We start from the raw sequence: 23070 nt of genomic DNA, 5'->3' as shown, positions 1-23070 counted from the left end.
CTCAGCCCTGCGGAAGCGCGCGCGGGTACGGCGTGAAGACCGGCTCGGCCGACGGGAAGTCGTCCGGGAAGAACGGCATCCGCAGGCGCCGGGTGAAGACGTCGGCCAGGAACGCCGTCAGGCCGCCGTCGTACGCGAGCCACTCGGTGCGGGAGGCGTTGTTCACCACCAGGGTCCAGCCCGCCGGCCGGACCAGCCACGAGATGACGTCGGCGTCCTCGGTGCGGGCGATCGGCACCAATTCGTCGGGATCGTGGGGCAGCGCCCGGCCGCTCGCCTGCTGGGCGCGCAGCCGTTCCCGGTAGGCGGTGGTGAACGAGACCAGCCGGACGGCCTCGAAGTGCGACTTCGGCTGCAGCACGTGCAGGAAGTCGTCGAACACCCCGGGGCCGTACGTCTCCACCAGCGGGCGGTAGTCGGCCGGCGGGGTCACCCCGAGGCGCTGCGCCAGCTCGTCCCACTGGTGGAAGGCCGAGGCCGGCGGTGGTGGCGGGGCCACCACCGCGGTCAGCTCGCCGAGCGGATCGGTCACCAGTCCTCATCTCCCACGCCGAACATGCCCGCCGGGTTGGAGATCTCGAACGGGTCGATCTTCAACCCCTTGTTCCCGTACGCGCTGATCCGCAGCGCCCGCGGGACCAGCGAGTCTCCCACATAGATCGGCTCGACGCTGTACTGCACGGTCTCACCCTTCGCGACCGCGTCGTACACGGTCTGCTCGATCCCGTCCCGCATGATCGGCGAGTTCACCGGGTCCTGCGTGATCGCGGCCAGGTTCGACTTCTTCCGCTTGCCGCCCAGCCGGTCGGCGAGCAGGTGCCCGCGGGCCAGGTTGAGGATCGTGCCCATGCCCTTGGGCAGGCCGACGATCGACAGGCCGTTCGGCGGCTGGCCGGTGTCCAGCATGTCCTTGGTCAGCGTCGCCCAGACGCCGGTCGGCCGGTGCAGCTCGTCCAGGCCGCCGTAGCGGACGCTGCCGCCCGGGCCGCTGGTGTCGTCGCCCCAGTCGTACTCGTCGCGGTGGTAGCCGCGGTTGCAGTTGTGGACCAGCGCCGCGAAGTCGTGGACCGCCACGTAGTACGTGTGGATCCCGGCGATCGTGAGGTCCCGCATGTCCGCCGCGCCGCGGTAGGTGCGGACCGCGGTGACGTGCTGGAGCTCGCCGTTCGGGCCGCGCAGGACCGAGATGCCCGGCTGGAGGTCGCCGGCGTGCACCCAGGTCCGGGCGTCCACGTCCCAGAACGGGTGGTTCTGCGTGGTGTGCACGACGGTCGGGCCGCGGGTGGACCGATCCCCGGTGGTGACCGTGACGTCGGCCAGCTCGTGGTCGCGGTTCTTGTGCAGCGCCGTGACCGTCCGGACCGCACTCCTGCCGGTCGCCGGATCGGTCGACCAGACCTTGTCGCCGACCTTGACGTCCTTGATCGCCTTGGTCGAGCCGTCGGCCATCACCACCCGGGTCGACGGCGCGAAGCTGTGCTCGCAGCTGTCGAAGTCGGTCCGGTCGTCGTAACCGGGGCCGCCCTTGTCGTTGCCCTTGGCCGAGCCCAGGTTGAGGTTCGGCTTCTCCTCGACCGCGGTCGAGCCGCCCGGCTTCTTGGTGGTCGGCTTGGAGCCGCCACCGCCGCCGCCGGTCTTCGGCTTGCTCGACTTCGGCTTGGCGCCGCCGCCACCCTTCTTCTTCTTGGTGGCCGGCTTCTTCGCCTTGGTCTTCGTCTTCTTCTTGCTCGGCTTGCTGCCGTGCTTGTTCTTCTTGCTGCTGCGGGTCTTCTTGCTGGACTTCTTGGTCTTCTTCGTCTTCTTGTGCTTGGCCGGAGCCTTCTTCTTCTTGGCCGGTTTCTTGGCCGGCTTCTTCGACTTCGGGGTGGCCTTGGGCTTGCGCCGGTCGGGCAGGTTGAACCGCTTGATCAGGCTGGTGATCCGGCTCGACATCCGCGAGGCGAGACCGCCGGCGCCGCCGGTGATCAGGGACTTCACGGCGTCGGCGAGCAGGCCGCCGGCGGCCAGCGCGCAACTGTTGCGGTTGCCGTTGGCGGCGAAGCAGTCGTACGCGATGTCGCAGACCCCGCTCAACGCGCAGGCCCAGCCGCCGAGGGTGGAGATCGCGTTGACCGCGCCGTTGCAGAGCTTGGTCGGCATGTACCAGGCGCCGCAGTTGACCCGGTCGTGGATCGCGCTGGAGATGCTGCCCTTCCAGCGGTTCGCGTCCGAGATCAGGCCGCCGATCATCGAGCTGATCGTGCCGGAGAGGTTCGAGACCGCGCTCATCAGGTTGCGGCCCATGTCGATCAGGTCGAACGCGTCGACGAACCCCTTGAGCAGGCAGCTGAAGATCGCGTTGCAGCTGCCCATGATCGAGTGGCCGGTCGGGTCGATGTTGGCCAGCGGGTTGCCGTTGCCGTAGCCGTAGCGGTTGGCGTTGGCCGAGTCCCCGACCGGGCTCAGGTCGGCCGTGTCGGCGGTGTCGAACTGCCCGGTCTCCGGGTTGTACCAGCGGGCGTGCATGTTGACCCGGCCGCTGGCCGCCTCGGTGAACTCCTGCTGGAAGCCGAGGTTGCCGAGGGCGCCGGAGGTCGCCACCACCTTGCCGAGCGGGTCGTACGTGGTGGAGGCGGCCAGCCCGGCGCCGGTCGCCGTGAACTGCGCGACGACGTCGGTGTGCCGGTCGGTCCACGCGTACACCGAGGTCCCGGACTGCTGGATGCCGACCAGGCCGCCCTCGGGGTCACGGGTGTAGAGCGCGGTGCCGTCGGCGGCCAGGTCGTTGCCGGTGCCGGTGTAGGCGAAGCCGGTCTTGATCGCCCGGCCCAGGCCGTCGTACTTGTAGTCGGCGTACTGCCCCTCGCCCGTCTGCTGGCGGGTGACCTGGCCGAACGCGTCGGCGAGGGTCTCCCGGCCGACGGTGCCCGAGATGGTTCGCCGCAGCGTGCCGCGGGCGGTGTACTCGTACGACTCCCGCGCCGACGAGGACTCGAGGCGGTTGCGGGCGTCGTAGGTGTACGTCTTGTCCCCGGCCCGGGTGCGGTTGCCCGAGCGGTCGTACTCGTAGTCGACCGTGGCGCTGCCGTTGTTCCAGCTGGTCAGGCGGTTGGCCAGGTCGTACGTGTAGGTGTTGCTGGCCGAGCCGGCGAACCCGGTGGTCACCTTGGAGGTCAGGTTCGAGTCGGCGTCGTACCCGTAAGTGATCTTGGCAATCGAGGCGCCGGCCGGGGACTTGAGCTCGTCGGTGGTCAGCCGGTGCAGGCTGTCGTAGCCGAACGAGCGGGCGTTGCCGCTGCCCCCGTAGGTCACCTTGGCGACCTGGGAGAGCGCGTCGTAGCCGATGCCGGCCTGGATCCCGGTGGCCGGGTTGGCGATCGACGAGAGCCGGCCCGCGGTGTCGTAGCCGTACGTCGTCGTGCCGGCCGCGTCCACCCGGGTCTTGGTGTTGCCGTCCGGGGTGTACGTGAACGAGCTGTTCCCGGACGGCCCGGTGACCGACGTGAGCAGACCCCGGTCGTCGTAGGCGAGCGTGTTCGCGCCGCCCACGCCGGAGAAGCTGGTGACCCGCCCGTTCCGGTCGTACTCGTACGTCCGGTCCTCGGTGGCCGCCTCGGCGCCGGTGCCGCTCGACCGGGTGAGCCGGCCCATCGCGTCGTAGCTGTGGGTCAGCTTCACCCCGCCCGGCATGATCTCCCCCACCGCCTGGCCGGCCAGGTCGTACTCGGTGGTCCAGGTGCGGTCGGCCAGGTTCGGGTGGGCGGTGGTGGCCGGCTCGATCCGGGACTCCTCGGCGCCCCAGGTGTTGTAGGTGGTCCAGAACGCGTTGCCGCGCCCGTCGGTGAACCGGGTCGGCCGGCCGGCGGCGTCGTAGCCGAAGGTCGACACGATCTTGTCGTTGGCGGTGATCGGCTCGCTCTGCGAGACCAGCAGGTCACTGGCGTCGTACGCGAACTCGGTCGTGATCCCGCGCGGATCGGTCGCCGCGATCAGGTTGCCGTTGCGGTCGTAGCGGGCGGTCGTCTTCTGCAGCTCGGCGTTGGCGGCGTCGAACGACCGCTTGGCCACCATCCGGCCGGCGCCGTCGAAGCTGGACGTCTCGTACGTGTTGTCGGCCAGCGTCGTGCGGATCACCCGCCCCGCGCCGTCGTACTGGTAGGTGGTGGTGGCGTTGGCCGCATCGGTGGTGGACGTGACCTCGCCGAGCGCGTTGTAGCCGGACTTCTGCTGCACCCCTTCGGGGCTGGTGATCTTGCTGAGCCAGCCGCCGGCGCCGTACTCGTAGTTGGTCGTGTAGGCGGTCGAGGCCTGCCGGACGATCTCGGTGCCGGTGACCTGGCGACCGAGGTAGTCGTAGGTCGCGGTCTGCTTGGCGCCGGTCGCGTCGGTCACCGAGGTGACGTCGTCGGCGAGGTTGTAGCCGTAGCGGGTCGTCCCGCCGTCGGCCTCGGTCTCCTTGGTGAGCCGGCCCAGCCTGTCGTAGGTGTAGGTGGTCTCCGCCCCGAGCGGGTCGATCGCCTTGGTGACCTGGCCGAGCTTGTCGTACTCGAGCCGGTCCCGCGGGCGCAGCGGCACGCTCGAGCCGGGCGGGGTGTACTCCGGGTAGATCGTCTCGACCGGCTGGCCGTCGGCGTCGTACCTGACCGTGACGACGTTGCCGGTCGGGTCCTTCTCCTCGGTCTGCTCGCCGAAGGTGTTGTAGCCGGCCAGGCTGATCGGCGAGGCGGTCACCGGCGTGCCGCCGTGGACCTCGGAGCGGACCGGCGGCTCGATGGTCACCGCGAGCTGGTCGGCCTCGTCGTACTCGAACCGGGTGATGTTGCCGTTGGCGTCGGTCGAGGAGAGCACGCCGCCGTCCGCGTCGCGCTCGTAGGAGGTGCGCACCACGGTGCCCTCGGCCGCCGTCGAGGTGCCCCGGTAGACCTCGCCGATCTCGCTCGCCGGTAGCGCCCGCTGATAGGCCTGGACGTCGGCGATGTTCCCGGGCCACTGGTCGGAGCGCCCGCCGTCGGTCCACTCCAGGTCACCGATCGAGAGCGGGCCGGCCAGGTTGCCGTCACCCTCCCACGGGGTGCTGTTCTGGAAGGCGCCGTTGACGTAGAGGCTCATCGTCCGGGCCGACGCGTCGTAGACGCCGGTGAGGTGCGTCCAGGTGTCGAGGGCGGCGGTGTCCTGCGACTCGGCGATGCTGCACTGGTCGCTCTGCCCCGGGCACCGGCCGACCCACCAGCGCTGCTCGTCCTGGCCGTAGCCGAGGGTGAAGCCCGGGAAGCCGTCGCCGTCCTGGGAGACGGCCGAGTGGTTCCAGGTCGGGTTGCTCAGCTTCACCCAGGCCGCGACGGTGAACGACCGGTTCGGGTCGATCACCGGTCCGGTGGTGGACAGCCGGGAGCCGGTCAGCTTCAACGAGCCGGTCAGGTCGGGCCGGGACGGCGGCGCGTCCGTGGACCAAGCCGCGTCCGTGCCGGTGAACTCCGCGGGCGTGTTGCCGGCCGAGTCGGCAGCGGTGGTGCCGGTCTTCTCGCCCAGCTTCCACCGGGCGACCGGCGCGGTGCGCGCCCCCGGGTACTCGACCGAGGCCAGCTCGCGACCCATCGGGTCGTAGACCGACTCGCCGTAGCCGACCGTGGCCCCGGCCGCGTCGGTCACCGTCGTCGACAGCACCTGGTCGTCCGGGCTGAGCACGGCGGTGACCGTCCGCTTGAGACCGTTCGGGTCGGCCGTCGTGCGGAAGGCGCGGCCGGCGCCGTCCAGCTGGTACGTGGTGGTGGTCTGCCCGTCGTTGGTGATCTGCTGGGTGAGGTTGCCGGCCTTGTCGTACGCGTTCCGCTCGAGCACGAACCGCTTGGCGCCGTCGACCCGGGTGGCCGTCTTCAGCAGGTTGTTGTCGGTGTACTCGTACTCGGTGGCCCAGTTCATGGCGTCGGTCGTCTTGATCAGGCGCCCGGCCGGGTCGTACTCGTGGAACTCGCTGCGCACGTCGGCGGCCGGCGACGGGTCGTCCGGGTCGCCGGTGAAGTCCTTGACCTTGACCGTGAGCAGCTGGCCCTCGGTGTCGTACTCGGCAACGGTGGTGACGCCGGCCGGGTCGGTGACCGACGCGATCTCGCCGAACGGGTCGTAGGTGTAGGTGGTGACCGCGCCGCCGGCGTCGGTCTCCGACTCGACCTGGCCCAGGGCGTTGTAGGTGGTGGTCTCGGTGCGGGTGGCGTCGCCGCCGGTGGTGTCGGCGTAGCTGGTCGAGGTGACGTCGCCGTCGGCGTTGTAGACGTACGTGGTCACCGGGGTGTGCGCGGCGCCGGTGATCCGGTTGAGCACGGTCGGCTCGGTGACGGTCAGGACCCGGCCGGCCTTGTCGTACGTGAACGACGTGGTGTGGTCGCCGGACTCGGTGCGGGTGAGCACCCGGCCGAGGCCGTCGTAGGTGAACGTGGTGACCGCGCCGGCCGCGTCGACCATCTTCTCGACGTCGCCGGCGGCGGTGTAGGTCGTGGTGGCGACGGCGCCGCCGGGCGAGACCTCGCGGGTGGTCAGGCCGGCCGGGACGCCGTCGCTGCCGTCGCTGACCGTGGTCCGGCTGACCCGGCCGAGCGGGTCGGTGACCGAGGTGACGTTGCCGCGGGTGTCGTACGCGTACGTCGTCGTGTAGGTGCCGTCGGTGCGCGGGTCGCGGATCGTCAGCAGCTTGTCGTTGCGCGGATCGGGCGCCGGGTTCGCCGTCGTGGCGTCCGGATAGTAGGTGAACCGGGTCGTCGCCTTGGTGCTCTGATCGCTCTGGACCTGCCAGGTCGACTGCTCGATGACGTTGCCCCGGGCGTCGTACCCGAACTCGGTCTTGTTGCCGTTCGGGTCGACCAGCAGCTTCAGCGTGCCGGTCGCGCTGTCGTAGCCGTACTGGGTGAGGTTGCCCAGCGTGTCGGTCTCCGAGACCTGCTGTCCCGAGTAGAGGTCGTAGGTCTGGGTGCGCACCCCGTTCCGCGGGTCGACCAGCGACACCGACCGGGCCGGCATCGGCACCCCGGTCGCCGAGCGGTCGGCGGCGTTGAACTGGGCCTTGACCTGCGCGTCGCTCAGCCGCGAACCGAACGTCGCGACCTCGGCGATGCGGCCGGCCCAGCGGTCGCAGTCGGTCCCGTTGTACCGGCACTTGCCGATCGCCAGCGGGCCGGCCGCGGTCCACGGCGTGAAGGACAGCACGCTGCTGGCCTGGAACGCGCCGTTGACGTACAGCCGCAGGGTCTTGGTCGGCGCGTCGTAGGTGGCCGCGAGGTGCGTCCAGGTGTTCAGCGCCGGCGCCGCCGTCGACGAGGTCCGCGGGCAGCTCGCGGAGTCGGCGTCGGTCAGGCACATGGCCGCCATCCAGCGGTTCAGGTTCTTGTCGTAGCCGAGCGTGAAGCCGGAGGCCCGGTTGCCGAGCACGGCGACGGCCTGGCGGTTGCTGGTGGCGTCGGACATGTTCACCCAGGCCGACGCGCTGTACGACTGGGCGGTGTCGATCGACGGGCCGCCGGCCACGATCTCGCTGCTGCTGGCCGGCGTGAACTTGGGCGCGATGGTGTCGCGGAACGGGCCGTCGGTGCCGGCCGTGCCGCCGAGCACGGTCGCGGACTCGACCGCGTCGTTGCCGTTGACCTCGTTGTACGGCTCGGTGGTGCCGGGCAGGTCGTTGAGCCGCCAGTAGTCGGTCGGCGCGGCGCCGAGCACGGCCGACGCGTACACCTGGGAGGAGCCCTTGACCTCGGGGGCGCCGAGCTTCCACACCGCGTTGTTGGCGTCGGTGACCTGGGTGACCTTGCCGGTCACCGGGTCGTAGGCGATCTTCGCGTCGGTCCCGCCGCCGGGCCGGGTGATCTGCGCGAGCAGCTTGCGCGGGGTGCGCGCGGCGTAGAGCTCGGCCACCAGGTCGGTGGTCAGCGGCCGGTCGAAGACGGCGACGTCGCTGAGCGAGCCGGTGTAGTAGTCGGTGGTGCCGGTGCCGCGGGCGGTCGAGTTGTCCTGGGCCGGCCAGCCGCCGCCGAGGAAGCCGGCGCCGAGGTACTGGTAGCGCGGCTGGATGTCGACGATCCGGGTGCCGGTCTGGGTGCCGGTCGCGGCGCCGTCGAGGTAGAGCGTCTGCCGGTCACCGGCGGCCGAGAGCACGACGTTGTGCCACTTGCCGTCGGCGACGGTCGCCGACGACGACAGCGGCGCCGGCGCCAGAACCGACCAGGTCTGCTGCAGGTTGTACGGCCGGTCGCAAGGCCACACGGTCAGCGGGGTCGAGTTGGCGGTGCCGTTGCCGAGCGGGTGCAGGCACATGCCCGACTCCTGCGACACCATCCGGCCCTCGCCGGTGACCCGCCACTTCTGGTTGGCGGCGGTGCTGCTGCAGTCCTGCACGACGACCCGCGAGCCGGCCTCGGTGCCCATCTCCTTGAGGCAGCGGGTGGTGCTGCCGTTGGTGAACTGGAACTGCCCCGACGAGGTGAGCGTCCACTGCTGGTTGGCGGCGCCGCTGCAGCCGTAGAGGATCAGCGCCGCGCCGTTGACGGTGCCGCCGTTGGTGGCGTCCAGGCACTGGCCGGACGCGGCGCCGACGATCTGGCCGAGCTTGCCCGCGGCCGGGAGGGTCGGGAAGCTGCCGTAGACCTTGCCGTCGGTGCCGATGTAGAGCACCGGGTGGTACGGCGACTTCGTGGTGCCCTTGCTCAGCGGGTCCCAGCTCTGTGCGTACAGGACGTGGTCGTTCGCCGTGGTCGACGTCTTGAACCACATCGAGATCGACTGGTAGCCGCTCTGCGAGACCGCCTTGGCCGGCAGGCCGGTGGAGGCGTTGGATCCGTTGTACCCGGCCGAGGTGGCGGCCGATCCGGTCAGCGCGCCGGAGCCGGCCGCGCCCAGGGTGACGTTGGTGTGGGTGCCGACGTCGGTGCCCATCCGCTCGATGGCGCTGCTCGCCGCGGTCTTGCTCGCGGCGGCGTCGTTCATCCGCCAGTACGAGTACGCGTCGAAGTTCTCCACGGTGGACGGATAGAGATTGGCGTCGGCGTAGCCGTACGTCGTGCACTGCGTCGACGACGTGGGCGGGCAGACGGTGGTGAGCTGGTCACCGGCGTACGCGTAGGTCCAGGTGGAGATCGTGGCGTTGTCGCCGGCGACGGCGGGGTCGGTGGACACCGAGGCGACGTGCGCGCCGTTCCACGCGACGCTCAGGGTGCGCTGCCCGGCCGACGAGGTGAGCTTGCTGACCTTGCCGCCGGTGTAGGTCAGGGTGAGCGCGCGCCCGTTGCCGTCGGTGACCGAGGTGAGGCCGTAGACGCCGGTGGCCAGCGCCGTGGTGAACAGATACCCGACGCCGGACTTGTCGGTCAGCTTGTAGCCGCCGCCGGTCACCGTCACGAGCTTGGCGTAGCGGCCGAGGCCGGCCGAGTAGCTGCCGTCGGCGTTGCGGCCGTACGCGACGGTCTGCCCGGTCGGATAGGTCGCCTCGACGGTGAGCTGGGCGCCGGCCGCGTCCTTGCGCTCGGTGACCTTGGCGTCCAGCAGCGACGACCAGCCCGCGCCGAACGCGCCGGAGACCCGGTTGTCGGCCGAGTTGTACGAGCGGGTGATGGCCAGCGCCGGCCCGGGCGTCGCGACCTGGGCGTCGGTGGCCTCGGTCGTGTACGAGCCGGAGCCGGGCGCGAAGCCGGCGTCGCCGTTCTGGTCGAGCGACGAGGTGACCGCGGGCTGCGGCACCGGCGTGGTGAGCGCGTACCGCCAGGCGGGTTGCCAGGTGTAGGAGGGCACGCCCTCGTTGTTCCGCCCGTCGTTGAGCGTCACCTGCCAGCGGTACCGGCCGCCCCACTTGAGCACGCCGCTGGGCACGGTCCAGGTCTTGTCGGTGCGCCAGCCGGACTCCTTGATCTTCGTCTGGGCGCCGGTGGCCGACTCCTCGAAGATCTCGAAGTTGTACTCGAGCGTGGCCGGGAAGCCGTCCGGGTCGTAGCCGTCGGCGATCAGCTGCGGGGTCAGCGTCGGCGACTGCGTGCCCGACGGCGGGAAGAGGGCGTTGACCTGCGGCGCGACGTTGTTGGCGTAGTTCAGCTCGAGCCACACCTTGTAGGTGTCGCTGTAGTTGCCGGAGGTGAACCGCTTCCAGGAGTCGGTGACGCCCTCCTCACCGGTGATCGCGAGGCCCTGGTTCCAGTTCGCGCCGCCGCGGTTGGTGGCCCAGTCGTGCAGGGTCGTCGGGTCGAGCGTGACCGAGTGCCACTGGCCGACCGAGCGGTTGGCCGCGGTGTTGGTGCAGCCCGGGGTGTGGTCGGTGATCTTCACGGAGCCGATCGGTGAGGTGTACGCCGGGCCGCCGCTGAGGTTGGACGCGGCCACCTCGGCCACGGTCCACGCCTCGGTCACCTTGTGCACGTAGATGTAGCGGTACGAGTCGCAGGTGCTGGCCCAGGTCAGGTACACCCAGAGCTTGGCCCCGGTGATCCGCTTGCCGACGAAGCCGTCGGTGTCGAAGTCGGAGAACTTCACGAACGACCGGGCGATGTTGTTCTGCCAGCGGCCGACCGCGAGCGAGTCGCCGTTCTGGGTCGAGGCGTCGGTGTCGGTCTCGTTGTCGACGAAGGCGTCGCCCTCGTTCAGGGTCTTGCCGACGTAGACGGTCGGGTCGATCGCGACCGGCCAGACCCGCTTCGGGTCGTTCAGCCAGGTGTCCCCGGCCGTGACCTTGAGCGCCGGCTTGCCGTCCACCGCGACCAGCGAGTACGTGACGTCGAACGACTTGGCCCGCTCGCCCATCGCGTCGACCGGGCTGGCGTCCTCCATGAACGGCCGCGGCACGAGCAGGCCGACCGCGCCGCTCGCGTCGAGCAGCTCGAGCTCGCCCTTGTCGTTCAGCCGCGGGGTCAGCCCGTCGGTCTTCAGCGGGAAGACGAACTCGCGGGGCGACGACGGGCCGCGCAGCACGATCGTCTCCTTGACGCTGTTGGTGAGCGTCTTGACCTTGAGATCGACCCCGGGACGGATGCCGGCGTACGTGCTCTCCTCGCCGTCGACCGTGGGCGTCACCGCCTGGGCGCCCTGCAGCTGGTACGAGAAGGTCTGCCCGCCGGGCAGCGTCACCTTCGCCAGCTCCGGCTGCTGCTGGGCGCGGGCGGCCAGTGAGACGCCGAACGAGTTCGCCTTGGTCCGCAGCCGGCCGTCGCTGCCCTTCTCCAGGGTGGTGTCGATCGGCCGCCACTTGCCGTCGCGGTCCTTGTAGTTCAGCTTGCCGGTGGAGAGCTTGACGGTCTGCGAGCCGTCGGCGTTGCGGTAGATGTCGCTCGACGCGTTCGACCGGCCGGACTCCTTGGTGGAGGTCGCCGGGTCGAACGCGTCCTCGCCCTCGTTCGCGGGCGCCGTCCAGGCCGGCTTCTTGACCGGCTTGGGCTGCTCGTAGCCGTGCGACTTGCCGGCGTAGTGCGAGCCGGCGCCGTCCGGGCCGTGCTTCTGCACCGGGACGCCGATCGCGGCCGAGGCGGCGTCGGTGAACAACCAGCTGAGCCGGCTGGGGCTGAGCCACCCCAGCGGCCATGACCCCTCGAGGCCACCAGTGGGAATGCCCATCGTCAACACGAGGATGAAGCTGAGCGACAGCGCGAGACGTCGAGCCGGGCGACTCACGTGGCCTCCGATGATCAAATTTTGGCGGAAGCGAAGATTAAGGCACGTCGAAGTCCGCGAGCTGCCCCGTTTTGATCATCGTCGATAACGTTTCGACAACGGTCTAATCAGTCGGTGAACTCCCTGGTCAGAAATCCGTACGCGGCGTCCGCCGTGCCATCGAGGACAGTGACGTTGGCCGCAGCCGCGCCGCCCACCACCGCGAACCGCTGGCCGGGGAACGTCTTCGCACCCTCCGCGACCGCGGCGACCGGCTCGGCGTCGACGGCGAGCAAGAGGTCGCAGTGGCCCTGGGAAAGGCCGGCCAGCATCGCGCCCGCGCTCGCGGCACCGGGCACGTCGAGGAATGTCACCTGGACCTTCGTCTCCAGCGAGGCGCGCTGCATGCCGGCCCAGACCTGGCTCGCGACCAGGCCGCGGATGCCCTGCTCGCCGGTGAGCAGGCAGGCCGACTCGGCCCGGTAGCGGCGCTCGCGCACCGGGTCGTCGCCGGGCCGGGCCACCAGCCACACCACCACACCGGCCAGCACCACGGCCGCGCCGGCCGCGATCCACCACAGCCGCCGGTTGCCGAGCAGAGTTGTCACCACGCCGCCTTCAAGATCGGGAAGAGGCGACAGGGTAACGCGATCAGAACAGCTCGTGGGGGGCGGCCATGTCGACCCGGCTCGCGAGCTCGACCGGCGCGGACATCAGCACCGCCCGGCCGCCGCGGGCCATCAGCACGTGCCGCACGGTCTCCATGATCTGCTCGAGCCGCTCGGCCGGCAGCGAACCGGGCAGCACCGCCACGACGTTCCCGATGCCAGCCGAGCCGCGCACCGGCACCGGGCTGCCGAGGGCGTCGGACAGGGCGTAGACGGTGGCGGCCAGATGGGCCGGGGACACCGCGAGGCGCAGGGCGACGTCGTCCCGGCCGAACGGGTACCGACCCCACCAGCGCGGCGCGACCGGCGCGACCGGCACCCCCCACGCCTCCGCCAGCGACCTCGGATCGGCGTCCTCGAACAGGGCCGAGATCGCGCCCCGGCCGTCGCCCGGCAGATCGGCCTCGACCGCGCTGACCTCATGGCCGGCCGCCTCGCCCGCGAGCGTGGCCGCCTGCAGCGGGCTGGCGATGTCGCGGGTGACCCAGCGGCGCTCGGCCGGCGTCGGCCGGAGCCGGACCACGGCCGAGGTGAGCACGCCGGTGATCTCGGCGAGGCCGGGGCGGTCGCCCTCGCCGTCGGACTCGGCGATCCGGCCCGTCAGATCGACGTAGGACACCCGATCGACGTGCTCGGCCGGGGTGCCGAAGCGGTAGCGCAGCGGACCGGACTCGTTGACCGCGAGCATGCCGCCGACCGTGGCCGTGCGGGACGGCGGATCGACCGGCAGGCGCTGGCCGCGCAGGGCGAGGGCGGCCTGCAGCGAGCGCACCGGGGTGCCGGTGGCGACCTCGACGGTCTGGCCGGCGACGTCGTGGTCCCACAGGCCGTTGAGCCGGCCGGTGTCCACGATGAGATCCGGGCCGGACCGCGGCGTACCCCAATCGATCTTGCTGCCGGAGCCGCGCGGCACCACCGAGAGCCCCTCGCCGGCCGCGAGCCGCAGCACGTCGGCAACCGCCTGGCTGGTGGCCGGCACGGCGACGTAACGCGCCCGAGAGCCGCCCACCTCATCGATCGAGCGGGCCGCCCGGGCGAAGTCGGGCCCGCAGATGTCCACCAGCGCGTCGAGTAAGCGGTCGTTCACGCGTACGTCCCAAAAGATCGACAAGCTCTAAGATCGTCCACTCTGGCATATCGTACAGGTGTTCGAACGCGCGGTCTCTTCCGCACCCGAAAAATCTCTGTCTCCGCAGCTAGGCCGGTAACGTTACGTCCGTGACTTCCGACAAGCCCGACACGCCGCCCACGGTCCGCCAGGTACCGAGCGAGCGAACCTTCCACGGCGACACCGTGACCGACGAGTACGCGTGGCTCGCCGACAAGGAAGACCCGCAGACCATCGCTTACCTCGAGGCCGAGAACGCCTGGACGGACCGGGCGACCGAGCACCTGGCCGGGCTGCGCGACACCGTCTTCCAGGAGATCAAGAGCCGCACCCGGGAGACCGATCTCTCGGTGCCCGGCCGCAAGGGCGCGTACTGGTACTACACGCGCACGGTCGAGGGCAAGCAGTACGGCATCCACTGCCGGGTCGCGGTGAAGCCCGGCGAGACCGACCCGCCGATGGACGACGACAAGCCCGGCGAGGAGGTGCTGCTCGACGGCAACGCGCTGGCCGAGGGCAAGGACTTCTTCGCGCTCGGCACCTTCGACGTCAGCCCGGACGGCAACTGGCTCGCCTACTCCACCGACTTCGCCGGCGACGAGCGCTTCACGTTGCGGATCAAGAACCTCGCGACCGGCGAGGTGCTGCCGGACGAGGTGCCCGACACGTTCTACGGCACCGCGTGGTCGGCCGACGGCAGCGAGCTGTTCTACATCACCGTCGACGACGCCTGGCGGCCGTACCGCGTGTGGCGGCACACCGTGGGCAACCCGGCGGCCGAGGACGTCCCGGTCTACGAGGAGCCGGACGAGCGCTTCTGGGTCGGTGTCGAGCTCACCCGCAGCGAGAAGTTCATCGTCATCGACACCCAAAGCAAGATCACCTGTGAGGTACGGGTCATCCCGGCCGAGTCGCCGACCAGCGAGCCGGTGGTGATCCGGGAGCGGGAGCAGGGCGTCGAGTACTCGATCGAGCACCATGGACACCGTTTCCTGATCCTGCACAACAAGGACGCCGAGGACTTCGCGCTGGCCTACACGTCGGCCGACAGCCCCGGCGAGTGGGTCGAGCTGATCCCGCACCAGCCCGGCACCCGGCTCGAGGCGGTCGACGCCTTCGCCCGGCACATCGTGATCTCGCAGCGCCGCGACGGCCTCACCGGGCTGCGCGTCATGGGCGACGGCAGCACCGACTCGTACGACATGCCGTTCCCGGAGCCGCTCTACAGCGTCGGCCTGACCGGCAACGCGGAGTACGACACCGGCACCGTCCGGATCAGCTACACCTCGATGGTCACGCCGGAGTCGGTCTACGACGTCGACCTGGTGACCCGGCAGATGACGCTGCGCAAGCAGAAGCCGGTGCTCGGCGGCTACGACCCGGCCGACTACGAGCAGTTCCGGGAGTGGGCGCGGGCCGGGGACGGCACCAAGGTGCCGATCTCGATCGTGGCGCGCAAGGGCGTGCAGCGGGACGGCACGGCGCCGGCGCTGCTGTACGGCTACGGCTCCTACGAGCACAGCATCGACCCGTACTTCTCGATCGCCCGTCTGTCCCTGCTCGACCGGGGCGTCGTCTTCGCCATCGCGCACATCCGCGGCGGCGGCGAGATGGGCCGCCGGTGGTACGAGGACGGCAAGATGCTGAGCAAGAAGAACACCTTCACCGACTTCGTCGCCTGCGCCGAGGCCCTGGTGGCCAAGGGTTGGACGACGCCGTCGCGGCTGGTGGCGCGCGGTGGCTCGGCCGGTGGCCTGCTGATGGGCGCGATCGCGAACATCGCACCCGAGGACTTCGCCGGCATCGTCGCCCAGGTGCCGTTCGTCGACCCGCTGACCTCGATCCTCGACCCGTCGCTGCCGCTCACCGTCACCGAGTGGGAGGAGTGGGGCAACCCGATCGAGTCGCCCGAGGTGTACGCCTACATGAAGTCGTACAGCCCGTACGAGAACGTCGCGAAGCTGGCCTACCCCAAGATCCTGGCGGTGACCAGCCTCAACGACACCCGCGTGCTCTACCACGAGCCGGCCAAGTGGATCGCCCGGCTGCGGGCCACCGCGCCCGACGGCACCTACCTGCTCAAGACCGAGATGGGCGCCGGGCACGGCGGTCCGAGCGGCCGGTACGACTCGTGGAAGGAAGAGGCCTTCGTGATCGCGTGGTCCCTCGACGTGATGGGCCTGGCCTAACCGATCCGCAGCTCCTCGAGGTCGGTGCTGGAGCGCAGCACGAGCACTCCGGCGCCGACCGCCACGAGGACCCCGAGCAGGGCGCCGCCGCCCAGGAGGCTCAGGTCGCCCCAGGGGATCGGCACCCGCAGGATCCCCGGCGCGTGGAACGTCGCGAGCGGCACGCACTGGCTCGCGGTCTCGGGCGTGGCGATGCAGCTCTCGTACTCGGCCCGCAGGTCGAAGTCGGTCTGGATCAGCCGGACCAGGGCGTCGCCGGCGGCGAGCGCCAGCAGCAGGGCCGGGACCATCGGCGTCGCCGTCTGCCAGAGCAGGGCGGCGGCGAGGGTGCGGCGGGGAACGCCGGTCGCGGTCAGGGAGGCGTACGTCCGCCGCCGCGCGACGACACCGTCGGCCACCGCCACCAGCAGTCCGGCCGCCGCCACCGCCGCGCTCAGCCCGACCGCCACCATGACCAGCCGGATCGCGCCGAAGTAGAACTCCGGGTCGCCGCCGGCGCCGATACCCTCGCCGTCGGTGTGCCCCATCATGCGGTTGTAGAGGTCGTAGTAGAGGAAGTTCGTCGCCAGCAGAGCCCGGTAGGCGAGCGCCACCGACCCGGCGATCACGGCGACGAGCAGCGCGGCCATCGTGCGGCTGCCGTTCCACGGGTCGGTGATCAGGCGCTGGCCGGCCAGCAGCGTGGCCGGCCCGCGGCCGTACCGGCGCAGCAGCCGCCCGGCCGTATGCGAGATCCACCCGACGCCGAGCACGACGCCGGCCATCGTCAGCGCCGTCCCGCCGCCGAGGAGCGTGTAGGTCAGGTTCCGGGACGGGCTCCCCACCAGCCGCGACAGCCAGGTCGGCCCGTCGTGCTGGATCGCCCAGAACGGCACGGCGGACAGCGCGAGCCCGAATGCGATCAGCAGGCCCGGCCACGGCCGCGGCCCGCGCGTGCGCATACGCCGCACCACGCCGAGCGGGGTGACGATGACCCGGCGCATCAGCACCGCCCCGACCGCGGCCGCCAGCACCGGCACGAGCAGGACGAGGACGGCGATGACCGGCGCCGGCGGAAGCACGTCGGTCGGCAGCGTGTGCTGGTCACCCCGGCCGAGCACGCCCCGCGCGACCAGGTAGACGGCCAGCCCGAGCACGCTGCCGAGCAGGCTCGCGACGGCGGTCTCGGCGGTCGCGATCAGCGTCGCCTCGCGCGGGGTGGCGCCGGCCAGCCGGATCGCGGCCAGCCGCCGGTCGCGGGCCGGGGCGCCGAGCCGGATGCACTGCCCGGCCAGGGCCAGCACCGGCAGCGAGACCAGCACGAACGTGGCGGCGACGCCGGGGCGCAGGCCGGGCTCGGCCAGCAGCGCGTTGGTGTAGCGGACGGCCCAGCCCTGGATCGACGCGACGGTGGCCGCGCACAGCATCGCGAACGTCGCCAGCAGGGCGCTCACCGCGGTGAGAACGGTCCGCAGCACGTCGGTGCGGTTGCCGGCAACCGCGAGGCGGGCCAGTGTGGGTGCTCTCACCGGATCACGCCCAGGCCGAGCCCGGTGGGGTCGAGGACGCCGTCGCGCAGGGCGACCTCGCGATCCGCGTACGCCGCGACGGTCGTCTCGTGGGTGACCAGGACGACCGCCATATCGCGCTCGCGGGCGACCCGGACGATCTCGCCCAGCACCTGCTCGCCGGTGAGCACGTCGAGCGCGCCGGTCGGCTCGTCGGCGAACAGCACCCGCGGCTCGGTGACCAGTGCCCGGGCCGCCGCGCAGCGCTGCTGCTGGCCGCCGGACATGGCCCCGGGCCGCTGCTCGGCGAGCTCGGCCACGCCCAGCCGCTCGAGCCAGAGGTGCGCCGCCTGCCGTGCCTCTCGCCGCCCCGAACCGGCGAGAAGCAACGGCAGGGCGACGTTCTCGACCGCGGTGAGCTCGGGCACCAGCTGGCCGAACTGGAACAGCACGCCGAACTCGGTGCGCCGCAGCCGCGACCGCGCCGCCTCGGACCACAGCCCGATGTCCTGATCGCGGTAGGTCACCGTGCCGGCGTCCACCCGCAGGATGCCGGCCAGGCAGTGCAGCAGCGTCGACTTCCCGCAGCCGCTGGGACCGGTGACGGCCACGATCTCGCCGGGCGCCACCTCGAGGTCGACGCCGCGCAGCGCCGGGGTGGCGCCGTAGGTGCGGACGATCCCGGTACCGCTGAGCAGTGCGCTCACTTCGTCACTTCCTTCTGCATGTCGGCGACCCGGTGCAGCGTGGTGTCGAGCCAGCGCAGGTCGGCCTCGAGGTGCCCGAGGGAGAAGTCGGCGGCGACGACGTCACCGACGCTCGCACCGGGCGCGGTCTTGGCGGTGGTGAGCTCGCGCATGCGGCCCATGTGGGCGCTGCGCTGGGCGACCAGGTAGTCACGGGCGCGCTCGGCGTCGGCCGCGAGCAGCGCCACGACGACCTTGCTGAACAGCTCGCTCGTTACGTAGGGGGCGGGTGGCTCGACGGTGGTGAGCCAGGCGTCGAGGTGCCGGCGGCCCTCGTCGGTCAGCGCGTACGACGTCCGGTCGGGGCCGCCCTCACGCTCCTGCGACGACTCGACGACGTAGCCGTCCCGCTCGAGCCGGCCGAGGGTGGCGTAAACCTGGCCGAAGGCGAGCGGCTTGGCCTGGGGCAAGCGCTCGTCGTGCGCCCGCTTCAGCTCGTAGCCATGCCGCGGGCCGCCGGCGAGGAGGCCGAGGAGGACGTGAGCCGTGGACATGGCGACCACTATTCAATGAGTGAATAGCCGTCGTCAAGGGTTTCGATCGGCGGCTCGGGAAAGTTCAGACGCGGCGCAGCGCGACCACGGCGACGTCGTCGTCGGCCTGCCCGGCCGCGCCGAGCTGCAGCAACAGCCGGTCGCAGAAGTCGTCGAGCTCGTCCTCGACCTGGGCCGATGCCCGCTGCAACGCGGCCAGCCCGACGTCGATGTCGGCGTCCCGGCGCTCGACCAGTCCGTCGGTGTAGAGCACCAGCGTGCCGCCGGGCGGCAGCACGAACTCGAGGTCGGCCGGGCGCCGGGCGTTGATGCCGAGCAGCGCGCCGCCCGGCTGCAAGAACGTGACGCCGTCCGCGGTGTGCAGCAGCGGCGGCAGGTGGCCGGCGCCGGCCATCCGCACGGCGCCGGTCGCCGGGTCGAGCGTGAGCAGGCAGACCGTCGCCGAGTCGGCCGGCAGGACCGTGCGCATGAACCGGTTGACCAGGTCGAGGACCCGGCCCGGCGAGTGGCCCTCGACCGCGTACGCGCGAACGGCGTGCCGTACCTCGGCCATCACCGTGGCCGCGTGCAGGGAGTGGCCGGCCACGTCGCCGATCGCCACCAACAGCCCTCCCCCGAGGGTCGTGACCTCGTAGAAGTCGCCGCCCACCTCGGTCTGCGAGCCGGCCGGCATGTAGCGCACCGCCATCTCCACGCCGGGCACCGAGGGCAGCCGCGACTGCAGCAGGCTGCGCTGCAGCGTCACCGCGATCCGGTGCTCCTCGTCGTAGGACCGCTGGGCCTCGACCGCGGCCGCCACCGCCTGGGAGAGCTGGCGCAGCACCGGGAAGCCGGGGGTCTGCGCGCTGCTGGCCACCGCCACGTAGACCGGCGGGCGGTCGATGCGCAGCCGGGCCCCGGCCACCGCCACCGCCTCGCCCGGCGGCCACTGGACCACGTCCCAATCCTCCGGCTGGTCGGTGCGCACCAGCGAGCCGACCGACAGGTTGCGCTCGGTCGGCGACCAGGGGCGGACCTGCGGCGGCGAGCCGTACGCGGCCAGGCTGCTGCCGTCGGCGCTCTCGGCCACCACGACGACCGGGTCGCCGAAGATGTCGTGCGCGCCGGCCGCGGCCGCGGAGAGCAGGCCGGGCAGGGTGGACGCCGAGTTGATCTCCAGGGTGGCCTCGGCCAGGCGGACCAGGCGGGCGGCCAGGAACTCGGCCCGGCGGCGGGCCGAGTAGTAGCGCAGGACGGCCTGGCAGGTGGCGATCAGCTCGTCCGGCTCGATCGGCTCGACCAGGTACGCGTCGGCGCCCCGGTTCAGGCCCTGGGTGCGGTCCCCGACGTCGACCGCGTGTGCCGACACGTGGACCACGGGCAGAACGCCGTACGCGGGATCGGTCTTGATCCTCTCGCAGACGTCGAAGCCGCTCATGTCCGGCAGCTTCACGTCGAGCACCACCAGGTCGACGCCGGAGCCGGGCAGCATCGCCAGCGCCTCGCCGCCGGTCTCCGCCTGCCGGACCGTGAAGCCGGCCCGGGTGAGCCAGCTGACCAGCAGATAGCGCTTGGTGGCGCTGTCGTCCACGACGAGGACGGTGGCCGAGCTCATGACGCCGGCAGCCGTACCGTGAAGGTGCTGCCCACCTCCGGCTCGGACTCGACCCGCAGGCCGCCGCCGAGGATCCCGACCAGCCGCCGTGCATAGGGCAGTCCCAGCCCGGTGCCCTTGCCGCTGATCGCCGTGCTGCCCGGGACCTGGTAGAACTCCTCGAAGATCCGCTCGTGCAGCTCGGCCGGGATGCCGGCGCCGGTGTCCGACACGACGAACTCGATGTCGCCGTCGACCAGCCGGCCGGCCAGGCGCACCTCGCCCGCGGCGGTGAACTTGATCGCGTTGGTCAGCAGGTTGCGCAGCACCCGGGTCAGCAGCACTTCGTCGGTGCGCAGGGTCGGCAGCGGCGGTTCCTCGACCACGAAGTCGACCTCGGGCCGGGTGGCGAGCGGCCGCAACGTCCCCCGCAGCTGCGCGAAGACGGCCCGCAGGTCGACCTCGGCCCACTCCGGCTCGATCCGGCCCGCCTCCGCCTTGGCCAGGTCGAGCAGGTCGTTGACCAGGGCCAGCAGGTCGGTCGCCGAGCCGCTGATCAGCTCGACCTGGCGGCGCTGCTCGGAGGTGAGCGGCTCGGACGCCGGGTCGTTGAGCAGCCGGGCCAGCCCGATCACCGCGGTCACCGGGGCGCGCAGCTCGTGGCTCACGTTGGCCAGGAACCGGCTCTTGGCCTCGCTCGCGGCGCGCAGCTGCACCGACTTCTCGTCGAGCTCGGCGTAGAGCGCCACCACCCCGCGGTTGGTCTCCTCCAGCTCGTCGGAGAGCTGGTGGTAGAGCGCCATCACGCCGCGGTTGGTCTCCTCCAGCTCGGCGTTCAGCCGGGCAAGGTCGTCACGCTGCGCCCGCACCTCGTCGAGGGCGGCGATGAGCTGCTGGTTCTGGACGCTCAACTCGTCGAGCGGCGTGCCCGGCACATGCTCGGACAGGCCGGCGCGGATCTCGTCCATGCGTTCCGCGGTCAGCCTCGGCGCTCCCGCCGGCAACCGTCGAGCCATTCGGACCACCGTACCGGCTTCGCCATCGTCGACCTCCAAAGTGTCGACCAGGCGGCCGACCTGTCCAAGCTGCGCGCCGACGTCGGCCGCGCCGCCGGGCAGCGGATCCACCACCGTCACCCGCAGAGTAGGTACCCCGTTCGGTTCGGCCACGAACGTCACCTCCGCCGCGTGCCCGCCGGCCACCATCACCCGGCCCACCTCGCTGAGCGCGGTCGCGATCCGGGTCTGGTCCTGCTGTTCCATGCCGACCGCGCGGGCCACCTCGCGGCCGAGCTGGCGCACGACGAAGATGTCCTGCTCCACCCGCAGGCGCATCCGGGTCAACGGCTCGGCGGCTTCGCTCATGGCAAGCGCGCCGCCAGAACCCCGGCGTCGTCGCGGCGGACCCCGGCGTCGCGGAGCACGGTCGCGGCGATCACGGCGGGCGAGTGCGACAGCAGGCCGGGATAGTCGACCAGGTTCCAGCGGTCGACCACGCCGTCGCTGTGCATGAGGACGATCGCGTCGCGGGCGATCGGATAGTCGTACTGCCGGATCTGGCGGCGCTGATGGCCCGCGATGCCGGGCAGCGAGATCATCCCGCGGCGGGCGCCGTCCGGGCTCAGCACCGTGCCGGCGATGTTGCCCAGGCCCGCGTACCGGACCAGGCCGGCCTCCGGGTCGAGCTCGGCCACGGCCAGCGCGGCGCCGCGGGTGTGGTTGAGCTTGCGGTGCAGCGCCTCGACCACGGCCGCGGGCGGCACCGGTGGGGTCTCGGCGAAGACGCGTACCGCCTCGTGCGAGGCCGCCGCGGCGAGGCCGCCGTGCCCGAGCCCGTCGCACATCAGCACCTGGTGCCGGCCGTCCGCCTCGCGGACGGCGTAGGCGTCGCCGCTCACCGGCTCCCCGGTCAGCGGCCGGGTCAGCCCCGCGGCCCAGGCCGGCGGCGGCAGCCCGGCCGCCCACACCTGGGCGACCAGCACGGTTCCCTTGCCCGGCACCGAATGCAGGTCGGACCAGGAGGCCTGGCGGACGATCGCGCCCAGCCCGATGCCGAGCGTGCCGGCCGTGGAGTGGCCGTCGCCGACCGAGTGGGCCAGGTCGGCCATGCCGGGTCCGCGATCGAGCGCGACGATCTCGACGCCCGCGTCCTGCGCGGTGCGGACGGCACGGACCAGCAGCGCGCCCTCGTCGGCGTGCTTGGCGAGGTTGCCGGCCGCCTCGGCGGTCACGATCGACAGGTCCGCCTTCTTCTGCTCGGGCAGCCCGAGCTGGGTGGCCAGCCGCTCGGCCGTGCGGCGGGCAGCAGAGGCCGTGGCGGCCGCCTCGACCCGGAACCAGACTCCCCCGTCCAGGAGCCCCTCGGGCAGCGACGCCACCGTGCCTCCGCTCATCGGCACCACTTGGTGACGGTAATAGTCGTTCCCCTGCCCACGGCCGTGTCGATCTCGAACTCGTCGACCAGCCGCCGGGCGCCGCTCAACCCTAGCCCCAGGCCACCACCGGTCGTATAGCCGTCGGTGAGGGCCAGATCGAGGTCGGCGATGCCGGGGCCGTCATCGGCGAAGACGATCCGGATGCCCTGCCGGCGGCCGTTGTCGACCCGGGTCACCTCGACCGCGCCGCCACCGCCGTAGACGAGGGTGTTGCGTGCCAGCTCGCTCGCCGCCGTCACCAGTTTGGTCTGGTCGACCAGGGACAGCTTCACCGCCACGGCGACCGTACGCACCAGCTGCCGTACCCGCACGACGTCCTGGTCGGAGGTGACCTCGATCCGCTCGACCGAGTCGCTCACGACTGAGGCACCGCTGCCGGGCCGGCGTCCTCGTCGTCGGCGTCGTCGTGCTCCGCGTCCCCGTCGTCGTCCCGGTGGCGCTCGAGCAGCTCCATGCCGAGCTCGACGTTCAGGGCGGTACGGATGCCGGGCAGCGAGAGGCCGAGCTCGACCAGCGTGATCGCCACGGCCGGGCGCATGCCGACGACCACGGTCTCCGCGTCCAGCACCCGGGAGATCGAGGCGATCGAGGCCAGCGTGCGGCCCACGAACGAGTCCACGATGTCGAGCGCGCTGATGTCGATGATCACGCCATGGCAGCCGGTCGCCACGATCCGCTCGGCGAGGTCCTCCTGCAGCTGCAGGGCGACCTGGTCCTCCATGTCGATCTGGATGGAGACCAGGAGGATGTCGCCGATCTTGAGGACCGGAACCCGCTCCACG

Annotated in this window: 13 protein-coding genes; 1 reads left to right on the top strand and 12 read right to left on the bottom strand. The window is 71.6% G+C overall.

Annotation, left to right across the window (positions count from 1 at the left end; translation table 11 throughout):
• Position 1: 1 nt before the first annotated feature.
• From ACQP2F_RS01155 to ACQP2F_RS01140, 4 genes are all read right to left on the bottom strand, one after another.
• Positions 2 to 532: a hypothetical protein gene (locus tag ACQP2F_RS01155; RefSeq protein WP_433299828.1), complete on the bottom strand. Its 531-nt coding sequence runs from the start codon at positions 530 to 532 to the stop codon at positions 2 to 4.
• Positions 529 to 11610 (bottom strand): LamG-like jellyroll fold domain-containing protein, encoded by an 11082-nt coding sequence (locus tag ACQP2F_RS01150; protein WP_433299827.1) that lies wholly within the window; start codon positions 11608 to 11610, stop codon positions 529 to 531. Before ACQP2F_RS01150 ends, ACQP2F_RS01155 begins: the two co-directional genes overlap by 4 nt.
• 107 nt (positions 11611 to 11717) lie before the next feature.
• Positions 11718 to 12197, bottom strand: coding sequence for a hypothetical protein (locus ACQP2F_RS01145; RefSeq protein WP_433299826.1), 480 nt, complete (start codon positions 12195 to 12197; stop codon positions 11718 to 11720).
• Positions 12198 to 12240: 43 nt separating this feature from the next.
• The gene (locus tag ACQP2F_RS01140; protein WP_433299825.1) at positions 12241 to 13344 is read right to left on the bottom strand and encodes an FAD-binding oxidoreductase; all 1104 of its coding nucleotides are present in this window, start codon (positions 13342 to 13344) and stop codon (positions 12241 to 12243) included.
• Positions 13345 to 13475: 131 nt separating this feature from the next.
• On the opposite strand from ACQP2F_RS01140, the gene ACQP2F_RS01135 reads away from it, so the two are divergent.
• Complete coding sequence (locus tag ACQP2F_RS01135) at positions 13476 to 15554, top strand: S9 family peptidase (protein ID WP_433299824.1); 2079 nt, start codon at positions 13476 to 13478, stop codon at positions 15552 to 15554.
• Here ACQP2F_RS01135 and ACQP2F_RS01130 read toward each other — a convergent pair.
• The 8 genes from ACQP2F_RS01130 to ACQP2F_RS01095 all read right to left on the bottom strand — a co-directional run bounded on the left by ACQP2F_RS01130 (position 15551) and on the right by ACQP2F_RS01095 (position 23069).
• The gene (locus tag ACQP2F_RS01130) at positions 15551 to 17062 is read right to left on the bottom strand and encodes an FtsX-like permease family protein (protein WP_433299823.1); all 1512 of its coding nucleotides are present in this window, start codon (positions 17060 to 17062) and stop codon (positions 15551 to 15553) included. The two genes, ACQP2F_RS01135 and ACQP2F_RS01130, sit on opposite strands and share 4 nt — an antisense overlap.
• A complete protein-coding gene (locus tag ACQP2F_RS01125) occupies positions 17059 to 17748 on the bottom strand; it encodes an ABC transporter ATP-binding protein (RefSeq protein WP_433299822.1) in 690 nt (229 codons plus the stop codon). Before ACQP2F_RS01125 ends, ACQP2F_RS01130 begins: the two co-directional genes overlap by 4 nt.
• Complete coding sequence (locus ACQP2F_RS01120) at positions 17745 to 18281, bottom strand: PadR family transcriptional regulator (RefSeq protein WP_433299821.1); 537 nt, start codon at positions 18279 to 18281, stop codon at positions 17745 to 17747. The genes ACQP2F_RS01125 and ACQP2F_RS01120 overlap by 4 nt, the downstream gene beginning before the upstream one ends.
• 64 nt (positions 18282 to 18345) lie before the next feature.
• Positions 18346 to 19875, bottom strand: coding sequence for a SpoIIE family protein phosphatase (locus tag ACQP2F_RS01115; protein ID WP_433299820.1), 1530 nt, complete (start codon positions 19873 to 19875; stop codon positions 18346 to 18348).
• Positions 19872 to 21218: an ATP-binding protein gene (locus tag ACQP2F_RS01110; protein WP_433299819.1), complete on the bottom strand. Its 1347-nt coding sequence runs from the start codon at positions 21216 to 21218 to the stop codon at positions 19872 to 19874. The genes ACQP2F_RS01115 and ACQP2F_RS01110 overlap by 4 nt, the downstream gene beginning before the upstream one ends.
• On the bottom strand, positions 21215 to 22246 hold the full coding sequence (locus ACQP2F_RS01105; RefSeq protein WP_433299818.1) for a SpoIIE family protein phosphatase: 1032 nt from the start codon (positions 22244 to 22246) through the stop codon (positions 21215 to 21217). Before ACQP2F_RS01105 ends, ACQP2F_RS01110 begins: the two co-directional genes overlap by 4 nt.
• Complete coding sequence (locus ACQP2F_RS01100) at positions 22243 to 22647, bottom strand: ATP-binding protein (protein WP_433299817.1); 405 nt, start codon at positions 22645 to 22647, stop codon at positions 22243 to 22245. Before ACQP2F_RS01100 ends, ACQP2F_RS01105 begins: the two co-directional genes overlap by 4 nt.
• Complete coding sequence (locus ACQP2F_RS01095) at positions 22644 to 23069, bottom strand: STAS domain-containing protein (RefSeq protein WP_433299816.1); 426 nt, start codon at positions 23067 to 23069, stop codon at positions 22644 to 22646. The genes ACQP2F_RS01100 and ACQP2F_RS01095 overlap by 4 nt, the downstream gene beginning before the upstream one ends.
• Between the last annotated feature and the right edge of the window lies 1 nt (position 23070).

The sequence above is a fragment of the Actinoplanes sp. CA-030573 genome (assembly GCF_050951115.1).
GTDB lineage: Bacteria > Actinomycetota > Actinomycetes > Mycobacteriales > Micromonosporaceae > Actinoplanes.
The sequence above is the reverse complement of the archived record's forward strand: the minus strand, read 5'-3'. Positions and strand labels throughout refer to the sequence as shown.

What these genes read in the sequence shown, in the direction of transcription:
- ACQP2F_RS01120 (WP_433299821.1), bottom strand. Translation starts at nt 18,281, where the DNA reads ATGTCCACGGCTCACGTCCTCCTCGGCCTCCTCGCCGGCGGCCCGCGG.
- ACQP2F_RS01115 (WP_433299820.1), bottom strand. Translation starts at nt 19,875, where the DNA reads ATGAGCTCGGCCACCGTCCTCGTCGTGGACGACAGCGCCACCAAGCGC.
- ACQP2F_RS01110 (WP_433299819.1), bottom strand. Translation starts at nt 21,218, where the DNA reads ATGAGCGAAGCCGCCGAGCCGTTGACCCGGATGCGCCTGCGGGTGGAG.
- ACQP2F_RS01105 (WP_433299818.1), bottom strand. Translation starts at nt 22,246, where the DNA reads ATGAGCGGAGGCACGGTGGCGTCGCTGCCCGAGGGGCTCCTGGACGGG.